Here is an 11805-nt window from a genome sequence, read left to right on the forward strand (position 1 = left end):
GTGTTTCGGGAGGTGGTGGGCGGGTAGGTGTGCCAGCGTGACCGAAGACGTTCCCGTGACCGACGTTCCCGTGACCGACGCCGTCGCCGACGAGCCCGACACCCGGCGCATCGACGAACTGCTGGAGGACCTCTACCACGGCCAGGAACGGATCAGCCAGTCGGACATCTACCGCCGGGCCGTCGCGGCGGAACTCCCCGCGCAGCTGCTCACCCGGATCGCCGCGCTGCCGCAGGGCGAGTACGCGGTGGACGAGGTCGCCGACCTGCTCGGCGGCTCGGTCATCTGACACCCCGGGGAGAGGAGACCCAGATGTCCGACGACGAGGCGCACCGCGAGGCGGTGCCGGCGCTCGGCCAGCCACCGGAGGGCACCGACACCCTCCCCGAGCCGGACTTCGCCAACGAACACGACCGTACCGCCGTGGAGCGCGACGTCATCACCGGCGCCGACGAGGAGGTACGGGAGCCGGAGACCTCGCGCGGCTGGGCCGGCGAGGACCACGGCACCATCCCGACCTGACGGTAAGCCCGAGGGCCGGCCGGAAGCCCGAGGGCCGGGGGCTGCCGCGACCGGGCACGACGAAGGGGCCGGCACACCGCCGGCCCCTTCCGCACGTCCGGGTCACTTCTCGTCGTGGGGCCCGCTCTCGGCGGCCTGCTGCGCGATCGCGTACCCCATCTGGAGGAAGTCCGACGCGGCCACCGCGGTCAGCGCGGTGGCGACCAGTCGGGTCAGCCGGGGCGCCAGCACCAGTCCGCCGGTCAGGCCGGTGGCGATCCACACCGCCAGGCAGAACGGGCAGCTCAGCAGCTCGCCGATGGCGTGCCTGGTCGGGCTGCCGGAGTCCCGGACCTGCTCCATCACCTCACCGCTGCCGATCGGGTGGTCGTAGCGGGTGAACGGGGCCCGCAGCGGGCTGGTGACGGCGTCCTTGGAGAGCAACCGGCTCAGCTTGTGGGTGGCGACGCCGAGCAGCACCACGTCTGCGGGGGTCGGCCGCTCCGGCACGGGGCGGCCGGTCGCCTTCACCAGCCCGGCCAGGGACGCGGTCACGGCCGCGTAGGTGCCCATCGCCTTCAGGTACCCGTCCAGGGGTCGGTTCTCGTGCGGCGCGTACGCCCGGCGCAGCCGCGCCACCCTCTGCTTCATGCCCAACCCGGCCACGCCGGCCTCCTCGTGCTCGTCGGGATCCGCTCAACCGGCGGTCAGGTTGTCGGCCACCTCACCGGCGAGGTTTGCCAGGGCCTCGTCGGCGAGGCCGTCGGGCCCGTCCCCGGTCAGGTCGAGCCGGACCCGGGAGCCCCCGGCGTCGGCCGGCTCCACCTGGATCTCGGCGGACCAACCGGGGGCGGAGTCGTTGCTCCACCGCGCCCGCAGTTGTTCGGTGCTGCTGGTCTGCGGGAGTCCCCCGCCGTCGGACCGCAACGGCTCGGGCAGCCACGCCGACGCCCGGTTCGGGTCGGTCGCCGTGCTGAACACCACCTCGGGTGGGGCGGACATGCCCCGCTCGGCGCGCGCCGGCATCAGGCGTCCCGCAGCCGGCTCGGATCGACCTCGCGCCCGGGGTTGCGGGCCAGGTACTCGGTCTCCAGTTCGGCCGTGCGGCGCAGGTGGGTGGCGAGCGCGGAGTCCGACGCGTGGCGCAGGGTGTCCAGCCGGGTGCGGTGCAAACTGTGCAGCTCGCGGATCAGGTCCTCGTCGTCGAGCTCCCCGGGGTCGATGCCGGGCAACTCCTCGTCCACGTCCACGGTCGAGGCGGCGTGGTCGCCGTCCCACTCGGTCATCCGTTGCTCCGGGCTGGCGTCGGCGGACTGGCGTACTGATTCGGTCATGTCGCACCCCTGGGCTCGTCTGGGCTGGCAACTAGACGGATGCCCACACCACCTGTCACCAAACCACCTACGACACCGTGTCGGAGACGGCCGGTCGTCCCGGTACGCTCGATGCCATGAAACGGCTCTGGACACCGGCGTGGATCGCCCGCCACGTGGCCATGGTCGTGCTGGTGGTCGGGTTCCTGGCGCTGGGTTGGTGGCAGATCAGCCGCGCCGCCTCGGGCAACACGCTCAGCTGGGCGTACGCCGTGGAGTGGCCGATCTTCGCCGGCTTCGTGGTCTTCGTCTGGTGGCGGGAGGTGCGGCACGCGCTGCGCGGCCGGGACGCCGCCGCCGCGGAGCCGACCGCCCCGCCGAGCGACTCCGTCACCCTCGGTGACGGCACGCCGGTCCCGGCGGTACGCCGCCCGGTGCGGGTGTCCCGGGCGTCGGCGGCGGCCGAGGCACCGGAGGACGCCGACCTGGCCGCCTACAACCGCTACCTGACCTGGTTGAACGCCAATCCGGGCGCGAGGCCCGGTGACTATCCCGGCTGAACGCCGGCGTGGAAGGACGGACGACGGTGGGCGCAGCCCTTACCCGGTACCGCGTGATCGCCTGGATCGTGGGCGTGGCGTTGGTCGTGCTGGTGCTGATCGGCATGCCGCTGAAGTACGCGTTCGACGAGCCGATCGTGGTCGCGGTCGTCGGCACCGCACACGGCTGGCTCTACATGCTCTACCTGGCCGCCACCTTCGACCTCGGCCGCCGGGTCAACTGGCCGTTGAAGCGGATGCTGCTGGTGATGCTCGCCGGCACGGTCCCGTTCGTGTCGTTCGTGGCCGAGCGGAAGGTCACCCGGGGGCTGGCCGCCCGCCCGGAGCCGACCAGGGAGCCGTTGCCCACCGCCTGACGCGCCGGCCGGTCAGCGGTCCGGGCGCCAGAATCCGGTCGTCGGCGTCTGCTCGGTGTCGACGTACCGGTGTTCCCGCCGCGCCCGGTCGAGTGCCGCCACGACCTGCTCGAACTGTTCGGCGTCGTCGCTGCTGAACAGCAGCACCTCGACGCCCCGGCAGTGCCCCCAGAGTTCGTGCGCGGGAGGCCGCCAGCGGTCCCCCGCCAGCGCCAGCAGCACCGGCAGCATCCAGACCACTCCCAGCGCCAGGTACGCCCCGGCGGTGAGCCGGTGCAGTCCTCCGGTGAAGCCGAGCAGAACGCCGACGGCGGCGATGGCGGCGGCGGTGACCGCGACGACGCGGACCGCCAGCCGGTCGTGCGGGCCCCGACCGGTACGCAGGTGGGTGAGCTCGGCGACCAGGAAACTGCTCCGGCCGACGGTGAACCGTTCGGTGGTGACCACGATCCCCGGGCGGGCGTAGAGCAGCGTCCTGCGCGGCGGGTCCCGCGGTGGGTGGGTGGCGGAACGGTGTGCCTGCACGGCGTACTCCCCCCGGCCGGCGGTACCGGGGCTCCCACCACAGTCGCTGTCGTGCGGCGGGATTCCCGGTCTCAGGGCTCCATTCTGTGACGCTCGGGCCAGCTTCGCCCGACGAGATTCGACCGACAGGGCAGCGGGCACGCCGCTGATTGCCCTCCATTCCGGTTTTGTCGGACAGTTGCCCGCGCCGGCCGACGGCATCCGCCCGGAACGACCAATCAGTTCATCTCGGTTGAATCGGATAAATGACCTGCTCGGCTGTCACCATGGCCACGACGGCGTCACTCGGCGCAGCAGCCTTTCCTGCCCCTTTGCCAACTTTCGCCCCTACTTCCCCTGCCGGCGGCTACCGTCACGGGTTAGGTTGGGCGGGCCGGCCTGGTCCACCGCCATCCGTCCGGGTGGCCCCGGGTCGGTGTCGCCGGAGGGGTCAGCATCCTCCGGAGACACCTGGAGAGGAGCTTCCGCTCTTGCCGTCCTTACGGATGCTGGTGCGAACGCTCACGGTCGCCGGCCTCTCGGCCGCGTTGATCGCCCCCGCGGCGGTGGCTCGGGCAGAGCCCTCCGTCGCCGAGCTGACCGCACGGATCGAGAAGTCCTCGACGGAGCTGGAACAAGTCGTCGAGTCGTACAACAAGCTCAACGAGGAGATCAAGGCGAACAAGGCGACCGCGGCCCGGTTGCAGGCCCAGATCGGCCCCCTGGAGGCGCAGACCGCGCGGAGCCGGGCCGAGGTCGGCGCGATGGCCGCGACCGCGTACAAGACCGGCGGGCTGCGGACGGCCCGCGCACTGCTGGAACCGGGCGGCCCGACCACCCTGATGGACCGGCTGAGCACGATCGACCAGCTCACCCGGGACCGTCAGGAGCGGATCAGCGGCTTCACCGACAACCAGCGCCGGCTGCTGGACGAGAAGTCCCGGCTCGACGCGACGCTGGCCCGGGAGGCCGCGCAGGCCCGCGCCATGGGCAACACGAGGAAGAAGATCGAGCGCGATCTGGCGAAGCTGTACGAGATGCGCCGGGCAGCGTACGGACGGGCCACCGAGGCGCCGACGCCCGGGCCGACGGCCCGACCGGCCGGGGACGCACCCGCGGCCCCCGGCAACGCCGGTGCGGCGGTGCGCTACGCGTACGGGGCCGTCGGCAAGCCGTACGCCTGGGGAGCCGACGGCCCCAACGGGTACGACTGTTCGGGCCTGACCTCCGCGGCCTGGCGGGCGGCCGGCAAGTCTCTGCCGCACAACACCCGGATGCAGTGGGGCGTGGTGGCGCACATCAGCCGTGCCGAGCTGCGACCCGGCGACCTCGTCTTCTATCGCGGCCTCGGGCACGTGGCCCTCTACGTCGGCGGCGGGCAAATCATCGACGCGCCCAGCGCGGGGCGCAACGTGCTCAAGCGGGGCATGAACATCATGCCCATCCAGGGCTACGGCCGGGTCCGGTAGCCGGCGGCGGGCACGCGAACGGCCGGCGCCCCCTATCGGACGCCGGCCGTTCGCCGTCATTTGTCGTCGCCGGTCAGGCGGCCTGAAGCCCCTCGGCCCGGGCCAGCTCGCGGAGCCGGCCGAGCGCCTGGATCTCCAGCTGACGGATCCGCTCGCGGGAGAGCGAGAAGCGCGACGCGACCTCGGTCAGCGAGTGCTCCCGCCCGTCCTCCAGTCCGTACCGGGCCCGCATGATGCCGGCGGACCGGTCGTCGAGGTGGTTGAGCAGGCCCTCGATGCGCTGTCGCTCCAGGCCGGTGAGGACGATCTCCTCCGGCGACGGAGCGTCGCTGTCGGCGACCAGGTCACCGAGGTTGGTGTCGCCGTCGTCGCCCACCGGGGTGTCCAGCGAGACGGTGTCCTGCGACCAGCGAACCAGCTCGTTGACCCGCTCGACGGTGACCCCGAGCGCCGCCGCGATCTGCTCCGGCTCCGGGTCGCCACCCAGCTCGCGGGTGAGCTGCCGGGCCACGTTACGCATCCGGTTGACGTCCTCCACCAGGTGCACGGGCAGGCGCACCGTACGCTCCTGCTGGGCGATCGCCCGGCTGATGGCCTGACGGATCCACCAGGTGGCGTAGGTGGAGAACTTGAAGCCGCGCTCGTAGTCGAACTTCTCGACGGCGCGGACCAGACCCGTGTTGCCCTCCTGGATCAGGTCCAGCATGGGCATCCCGGAGCGCACGTAACGGCGGGCGATGGAGACGACCAGCCGCAGGTTGGCCCGGATGAACAGGTCCTTGGCCCGTTCGCCCTCGATGACGAGGCGCTCGAGCTCCTCCCGGTCGACGCCAGCGGGTACGCGGTCCTCGTCGAGCAGATGCTCGGCGTAGAGGCCGGCCTCGATGGCCCTGGAGAGGTCGACCTCCTTGGCGGCGTCCAGCAGCGGCGTCCGGGAGATCTCGTGAAGGTAGACGCCGACCAGGTCACGCTCCTCGGCGACCTCGTCGGTGCGCATGCCGATATTCTTGTCCACGTTGCCCACGGTCCCCTCGCTCGCGCCGGTTGCCCGGTTCCTTGCCATCCCCACGTCCATCAAGCCCTTCCCCCGCAACCTCCGATGTGCCCGTCGGTGCTGACATCTACACAACAGATGAGACGTGTCGGGGATTCCATGTCGTGAGTCGAAAGTGTCACGAATGCCTGAGTGCCAGCTGAAAGCTCGGTCCACGTTTGCTGTCAGCACCTCGCTCGTGATCAACTTCCAGGCGTCACGAACAGGCTGGCGGCCAAGAGAAAACCTCCTCCGCCCTCGGGCATCGCACCATTGCGACGACCCGCGGCGCAGCGACCCTCGTCACCGCCCGGCTGCGATCCTGGTCACCGCCAATCACGCGCCGGTGGACCGGTCGGTTCATCCGTACGGTGGATTACCCCACGGCATGGACAACAATCCGTGGCGTGGTGGACGTCCCGCGCCCGACGTGTTCCGCGTCTCACCCGGCCCTGCGGGGATCCGCAGCCAGCCGGGCGAGCACGACGGACCGGGCCTGTCATCTGACGACACAGCCGGCTCCTGTGGCACCAATCACGTCGATCATCGGGTTCCGGTGCACCCGCCCAGGGTGCACCTTCCCGCCCGTCATGCCCGCCTCCGCGGGTCGATCCGGCGCGTCCCGACGGCCTCGGCGGTCGCCGCCAGAGCTTTGCGGGTCCGGACCCGGTTGCGGGCGGCCACCCCGACGAAGAGCACGTCGACCACGGTGAGCTGGGCGATACGGCTGGCCGTGTCGCCCGAGCGGTAGGTTGTCTCGCGAGTCGCCGTGGCGAGCACGAAGTCCGCCACATCGGTGATCGGCGAACGGGGGAAGCTGGTCAGCGCGACAGTGCGCGCACCCCGGGCCCGCGCCCGCGCCAGCACCTCGACGACGGCGGAGGTGACACCGGTGTGCGAGATCCCGATGGCGACGTCGCCCCGGCCGAGCAGCGCGGCGGAGGCCAACGCGGTCTGCCCGTCCGGGAAGTAGAAGGCGGTGCGGCCGATGCGGTGCAGCTTCTGCTGGAGGTTGGCTGCGACAGCTCCACTGCCCCCGGAGCCGTGGACGTCGACGCGGCCGGCGGCGGCGACGGCGTCCACCACCCGCTCGCAGACTGCCGGGTCGAGCTGCTCGGCCGTCTCCTCCACGGCCCGGGCGTCGTGGAACGCGATGGTGGCGATGATCTGCGCCAGGTCGGCCCCGGGCGGGATGTCGCCGCCGACCACGCGGGCGTCCGGCGGCGCGCTCCGGCGGGCGGCCTCGGCGGCGAGCCGGATGCGCAGCTGCGGGTAGCCGGCCATGCCCACGGACCGGCAGAACCGGATGACGGTGGCCTCGGAGGTCCCGGCGGCGGTGGCGAGGTCGGTGATGGTCCGGCGCGCGGCGCCGGCCGGGTCGGCCACGACGAGCCGGGCCACCCGCTGCTCGGCGGGGGACAGCGCGGGGAGCAGACCGGCGATGTGGACGAGCAACCCACCGGACCCGGGACTCGCGGAAGTCTTCGCGCTTCTCGCCACGGTCGGAAGTTACTTTCGTAGTCGGCGAGCGTCAATGATCGGGGCGGCACGACCGTCCCGGCCTACGACCGGGCCTGAACCACGACCGGCCGAGCCGGGCAGACCACCGGGTGCCGGCCGGGACCGGCAGCGGCGGCGTCGCCCGGCGGCCCGGAATCCGGCGTGGCGTCGGGTGAGGGCGCGTCCGACGGCAGCCACTCGACCAGGTGCGCCTGGATCCGCCGGGACACCTCCTCCGTCGCGCCGGCGGCGTCCACCAGCACGAAGCCCGGGTACTCCGGCAGCGTGCGGTACGCCGCGTCGGCGGCGGTCAGCCAGTCCATGGTCTCGTGGTCGGTGCCCCGGCGCTCGATCCGCCGGTACGCCTCCGCCGGGTCGACGGTGAGCAAAAAGGTGACCTGCGGCCGTGGGAAGACCCGGTAGCCGGCGCGGGCCAGCCGCTCCCAGCGTCGCCCACCGTGCGCGCGGATGCTGGCGTACTGGCAGACGGCGTAGCGGTCCATCACCGCCACCCGCCCGGTCACCAGGCTGCTCAGCAGGGCATTGGCGATGGCGAGCCAGCGCAGCACGGATTCCACGGCCAGCACCCCGTTGCGCCCGAGCAGGCGCTGCGCGTCGGGACGGCCGAGCCGGTTGGCCAGCCGGCCGAGCCAGCGCCGGCCGCCGGCGTTGCGGTGGTAGGTGGCAGGCCGGCCCGCCGCGGTGAGCGCGTCGGCGAGGCGGTGCGCCTGGGTGGTCTTGCCCGAACCGTCGATGCCGACCAGAGCGACCCGGCGCAGTCGGGCTCTGCCGCCGGTCGCCCGCTGTGATCTGGCCACCTTCCACAGACTATCCGACGCGCGCTCCCCTCCCCGGGTGGTTCGTCCCGGTCCATCCCCCACCGCCCGTCCCGCCGGGCCCCACAGGTGTGGGCGGGTGGCCTGCCGGGTACGCGATGTCATTTGCGACCGCCTGTCCACCTTCACGACGATCGACGGGAGAACCAGATGGCCGAGCGCGGGGACGAGAGTCTGTTGCACACCCTCAAACGGGTCGCCGCCGTGCTCAAGCAGAACGAGATCCCCTTCGCGCTCGGCGGCAGCTTCGCCGTGTACGCGCACGGCGGGCACTCCAGCGAGCACGACGTCGACTTCCTCATCCGGGAGGAGGACGTCGAACGGGCGCTGGAGACGCTCACCACGGAGGGCTTCGCCGCCGAGCGCCCGCCGGAGGACTGGCTCGTCAAGGTCTACGACGAGGGACGGATGGTGGATCTGATCCACCGGCCCGTCGAGACCCCGGTGACCGAGGAGACCTTCGCCGACACCGTGATCCGCCCGGTCGACGCCATCCACATGCCGGTGCTCTCGGCCACCCGGCTGATGGTGCACAAGCTGCTCAGCTTCAGCCAGCACTACTGCGACTTCGCCCGGGGACTGCCGCTGGCCCGCTCGTTGCGGGAACAGATCGACTGGGAACGGGTACGGAAGGAGACGCAGCACTCGCCGTACGCCGAGGCGTTCCTCGTGCTGCTGGACCGGCTGGACGTGGTCCCGTACGCCGGCACCCCGGTGCCGTACGCCAGGACGCCCGAAGGGAAGGAGACATTGTGACCGAGCATAGCGCCGGCCCGCCGGACGAGTACGTCGAGGCGGAGATCCACCGGATGCTCGCCGAGGACCCCGCCGTCGCCGAGCAGGGCATCACCGTGGTCCGCCGGGAGCGCGGCCTGGTCCTCTACGGCGAGGTGGAGAGCCCGCACCGACGGGAGGAGATCCTGCGCCGGGTCTCCGAACGCTTCCCCGACGTGCCGGTCACCAGCGACATCGGGGTGATCCGCACCCAGGCGCCGACCCAGGTCGAGGAGCTGCCGTGAGGAGGACCCGACGATGATCCGGATCGCCGCCGTCGGCGACGTCCACCTGGACGAGGACGTGGTCGGCCGGTTCCGGCCGGCCCTGGAGGAACTGCCGGACTGCGCCGACGTGCTGCTGCTCGCCGGCGACCTGACCCGGCACGGCACCGAGGCCGAGGCGCGCTGCGTGGCCCGCGAGTTCGGCGACCTCGGGGTGCCGGTGATCACCGTGCTCGGCAACCACGACCACCAGTGCGACCAGGTGCCGCAGGTGGTGAAGGTGCTGGCGGACGCGGGCGTCACGGTGCTGGAGGGCACCGGCACGGTGCTGGAGACCCCGGGCGGCCGACTCGGCGTGGCCGGGGTGAAGGGCTTCGGCGGCGGATTCGCCGGGCGGTGCGCCAGCGACTTCGGCGAGCCGGAGATGAAGGCCTTCATCCGGACCACCAACGAGAGCGCGGGCGCGCTCGGCCGGGCGCTGCGCGGGCTGGACTGCGACGTGCTGGTCGCGCTGACCCACTACTCCCCCGTGCCGGACACCCTCGCCGGCGAACCCCTGGAGATCTACCCGTTCCTCGGCTGCTACCAGCTCGGCCAGGCGATCGACTCCGCGCCGACCGCGCTGGCCCTGCACGGGCACGCCCACCACGGCACCGAGCGTGGCACCACCCCGGGCGGGGTGCGGGTGCGCAACGTCGCCCACCCGGTCATCAAGCAGGCGTACAGCGTCTTCCACCTGGGCGGTCGAGATCATCTCGACTGACGGCGAGGTTTTCGGGATCACCGGTGCGGGTATTCCACAGCCATGGAGCTGATTCTCTGGATTCTCGCAGTCGTACTCGTGGTCGCCGGCATTCTCGCGCTGTTCCGCCGGCAGATCCTGTGGGGCATCGTCCTCATCGTGGTCGGTTTGCTGGTCGGCCCAGGTGGCGTCAGCATCTTCAGTTGACCGGCGCGCACCCGCGCCACCCCGACCCGCCGGGGTCGTCGTCACCGGGCCTCCGTCCTCCCAGATGGAAGGCCCGGCACGACGACCCCGGCGTTTCGCGTCCGGAGTTGGTCACCACCGCCGGGGGAAACCACCCGAGCAGGCGAGATGCGGAGCGCCCCGCGGGCACAGGCTGCGCGTAGCTCGGGGATGCTGCTGGTCGCGGGTCGCCACACGCACAGCGTCCACCCGCACCCCGCCGCGTCGGCCGTGGGAGCGAGACCACGGCTGGTGAGGGGGGTTTCGGCATTGTTACCGGGCCGTGTCCGTTCCGGGGTAGACCAATGACGATGCAAGCGCTTGCATGTGGGGACGACCCATCGGACCGGCGCGAGTGCGACTTCCCCGTGCGCCGGCAAGGAAGGAGAACGGCATGGCCTTTGCCAGATCACGCCAGACTCTCGCGATCGCCGGCGCACTGGGCCTGGCGCTCGGCGTCACCGCCTGCGGCACCGGCAACGACAAGAAGAGCAGCAGCAACGCGGGCTCCGCGGAGTGCGCGGCATACGAGAAGTACGGCGACAACGACGGCAAGAAGGTCACCATCTACTCGTCCATCCGGGAGATCGAGGCCGAGCGCCTCGACCAGTCCTGGAAGGAGTTCGAGGACTGCACCGGCATCGACATCGACCACGAGGGCAACGCCGAGTTCGAGGCGCAGCTCGGCGTCCGCGTCGACGGCGGCAATGCTCCCGACCTGGCCTTCATCCCGCAACCCGGTCTGTTGAAGCGGTTCGTCGACGCCGGCAAGGTCAAGCCGGTCGGCGCCGAGACCAAGGCCGAGGCCGAGGCCAACTACTCCCCCGACTGGTTGAAGTACGGCACCCTCAACGGCCAGTTCTACGGCGCGCCGCTGGGCTCGAACGTCAAGTCCTTCGTCTGGTACTCGCCGAAGACCTTCAAGGAGAAGGGCTGGACGGTCCCCACCAGCTGGGACGAGCTGATCAAGCTCAGCGACACGATCGCGGCCAGCGGCACCAAGCCGTGGTGCGCCGGCATCGAGTCCGGCGACGCCACCGGCTGGCCCGCCACCGACTGGATCGAGGACGTGCTGCTGCGCACCGCGGGCCCCGAGGTCTACGACCAGTGGACCACCCACGGCATCCCGTTCAACGACCCGAAGGTCGCCGACGCGGTCAACCGGGCCGGCACCATCCTCAAGAACGAGAAGTACGTCAACGCGGGCTTCGGCGGTGCGAAGAGCATCACCACCACCTCCTTCCAGGAGGCCGGCATCCCGATCACCACCGGCAAGTGCGCGCTGCACCGCCAGGCGTCCTTCTACGCCAACCAGTGGCCACAGGGCACCAAGGTGGCCGAGGACGGCGACGTGTTCGCGTTCTACTTCCCGGCCATCGACCCGACGCAGGGCAAGCCGGTGCTGGGCGGCGGCGAGTTCGTCGCGGCCTTCGCCGACCGTCCCGAGGTCCAGGCGGTGCAGACCTACCTGGCCTCCGGCGAGTACGCCAACAGCCGGGCCAAGATCGGTGACTGGGTGTCGGCGAACAAGAAGCTCGACCTGGCCAACGTGCCGAACCCGGTCGACAAGCTCTCCGTGCAGCTCCTGCAGGACGAGAAGACCGTCTTCCGCTTCGACGGCTCGGACCTGATGCCGGCCGCGGTCGGCGCGGGCACCTTCTGGAAGGGCATGGTCGAGTGGATCAACGGTAAGGACACCGCCACCGTGCTCAACGGCATCGAGGGCAGCTGGAAGTGATCTGAGGCGGCGGCCCGGCCGATCGTGGCC

Annotated in this window: 17 protein-coding genes; 10 read left to right on the forward strand and 7 right to left on the reverse strand. The window is 71.5% G+C overall.

All coding sequences use genetic code 11. The annotated features are described in order from the left end of the window. Positions 1-37 precede the first annotated feature (37 nt). Together E1193_RS24150 and E1193_RS24155 are read left to right on the forward strand one after the other, a co-directional pair. Entirely contained in the window at positions 38-289 is a 252-nt protein-coding gene (locus tag E1193_RS24150; RefSeq protein ID WP_132185470.1) for a hypothetical protein, read from the forward strand. Between the two features lie 23 nt (positions 290-312). Continuing rightward, on the forward strand, positions 313-522 hold the full coding sequence (locus E1193_RS24155) for a hypothetical protein (RefSeq protein ID WP_132185471.1): 210 nt from the start codon (positions 313-315) through the stop codon (positions 520-522). Positions 523-624: 102 nt separating this feature from the next. Here the strand turns inward: E1193_RS24155 and E1193_RS24160 are convergent, their stop codons facing one another. Genes E1193_RS24160 through E1193_RS24170 form a run of 3 tightly spaced genes read right to left on the reverse strand, consistent with a single transcriptional unit; the run spans position 625 to position 1835 of the window. After that, entirely contained in the window at positions 625-1152 is a 528-nt protein-coding gene (locus E1193_RS24160; RefSeq protein ID WP_132185484.1) for a DUF1360 domain-containing protein, read from the reverse strand. Positions 1153-1197: 45 nt separating this feature from the next. Then, entirely contained in the window at positions 1198-1527 is a 330-nt protein-coding gene (locus E1193_RS24165; RefSeq protein WP_132185472.1) for an SRPBCC family protein, read from the reverse strand. Further along, a complete protein-coding gene (locus tag E1193_RS24170) occupies positions 1527-1835 on the reverse strand; it encodes a DUF6158 family protein (RefSeq protein ID WP_132185473.1) in 309 nt (102 codons plus the stop codon). The genes E1193_RS24165 and E1193_RS24170 overlap by 1 nt, the downstream gene beginning before the upstream one ends. A 116-nt stretch (positions 1836-1951) precedes the next feature. Here E1193_RS24170 and E1193_RS24175 point away from each other — a divergent pair, with 116 nt between their 5' ends. Then, positions 1952-2374: a hypothetical protein gene (locus E1193_RS24175; RefSeq protein ID WP_132185474.1), complete on the forward strand. Its 423-nt coding sequence runs from the start codon at positions 1952-1954 to the stop codon at positions 2372-2374. Between the two features lie 26 nt (positions 2375-2400). Continuing rightward, positions 2401-2730 (forward strand): DUF3817 domain-containing protein, encoded by a 330-nt coding sequence (locus tag E1193_RS24180; RefSeq protein WP_132185475.1) that lies wholly within the window; start codon positions 2401-2403, stop codon positions 2728-2730. A 12-nt stretch (positions 2731-2742) separates the two neighbouring features. Here the strand turns inward: E1193_RS24180 and E1193_RS24185 are convergent, their stop codons facing one another. Next, positions 2743-3255: a DUF6232 family protein gene (locus tag E1193_RS24185; RefSeq protein ID WP_132185476.1), complete on the reverse strand. Its 513-nt coding sequence runs from the start codon at positions 3253-3255 to the stop codon at positions 2743-2745. A 485-nt stretch (positions 3256-3740) separates the two neighbouring features. Between E1193_RS24185 and E1193_RS24190 the strand changes: the two genes are divergently transcribed. After that, positions 3741-4703 (forward strand): C40 family peptidase, encoded by a 963-nt coding sequence (locus tag E1193_RS24190; protein WP_207922841.1) that lies wholly within the window; start codon positions 3741-3743, stop codon positions 4701-4703. A 73-nt stretch (positions 4704-4776) separates the two neighbouring features. Here E1193_RS24190 and E1193_RS24195 read toward each other — a convergent pair whose 3' ends face one another. From E1193_RS24195 to E1193_RS24205, 3 genes are all read right to left on the reverse strand, one after another. After that, positions 4777-5766, reverse strand: a complete 990-nt coding sequence (locus E1193_RS24195; protein WP_207922842.1) for a sigma-70 family RNA polymerase sigma factor — start codon at positions 5764-5766, stop codon at positions 4777-4779. Positions 5767-6324: 558 nt separating this feature from the next. Then, positions 6325-7236: a MurR/RpiR family transcriptional regulator gene (locus tag E1193_RS24200; protein ID WP_132185479.1), complete on the reverse strand. Its 912-nt coding sequence runs from the start codon at positions 7234-7236 to the stop codon at positions 6325-6327. Between the two features lie 62 nt (positions 7237-7298). Next, positions 7299-8054 carry a dTMP kinase gene (locus E1193_RS24205; RefSeq protein WP_207922843.1) on the reverse strand — a complete coding sequence of 252 codons (756 nt, stop codon included), beginning with the start codon at positions 8052-8054 and terminating at the stop codon, positions 7299-7301. Between the two features lie 123 nt (positions 8055-8177). Between E1193_RS24205 and E1193_RS24210 the strand changes: the two genes are divergently transcribed. The 5 genes from E1193_RS24210 to E1193_RS24225 all read left to right on the forward strand — a co-directional run bounded on the left by E1193_RS24210 (position 8178) and on the right by E1193_RS24225 (position 11775). Next, positions 8178-8828: a nucleotidyltransferase gene (locus E1193_RS24210; protein WP_279433387.1), complete on the forward strand. Its 651-nt coding sequence runs from the start codon at positions 8178-8180 to the stop codon at positions 8826-8828. 53 nt (positions 8829-8881) lie between these two features. Continuing rightward, positions 8882-9091, forward strand: coding sequence for a hypothetical protein (locus E1193_RS24215; RefSeq protein WP_243704723.1), 210 nt, complete (start codon positions 8882-8884; stop codon positions 9089-9091). Between the two features lie 13 nt (positions 9092-9104). Further along, complete coding sequence (locus E1193_RS24220) at positions 9105-9833, forward strand: metallophosphoesterase (protein ID WP_132185482.1); 729 nt, start codon at positions 9105-9107, stop codon at positions 9831-9833. A 42-nt stretch (positions 9834-9875) separates the two neighbouring features. Then, entirely contained in the window at positions 9876-10019 is a 144-nt protein-coding gene (locus E1193_RS32075; RefSeq protein WP_018786997.1) for a GPGG-motif small membrane protein, read from the forward strand. A 412-nt stretch (positions 10020-10431) separates the two neighbouring features. Further along, on the forward strand, positions 10432-11775 hold the full coding sequence (locus tag E1193_RS24225) for an ABC transporter substrate-binding protein (protein ID WP_132185483.1): 1344 nt from the start codon (positions 10432-10434) through the stop codon (positions 11773-11775). The last annotated feature ends 30 nt before the right edge of the window (positions 11776-11805 follow it).

It is taken from the genome of Micromonospora sp. KC606, from assembly GCF_004348675.1.
GTDB lineage: Bacteria > Actinomycetota > Actinomycetes > Mycobacteriales > Micromonosporaceae > Micromonospora.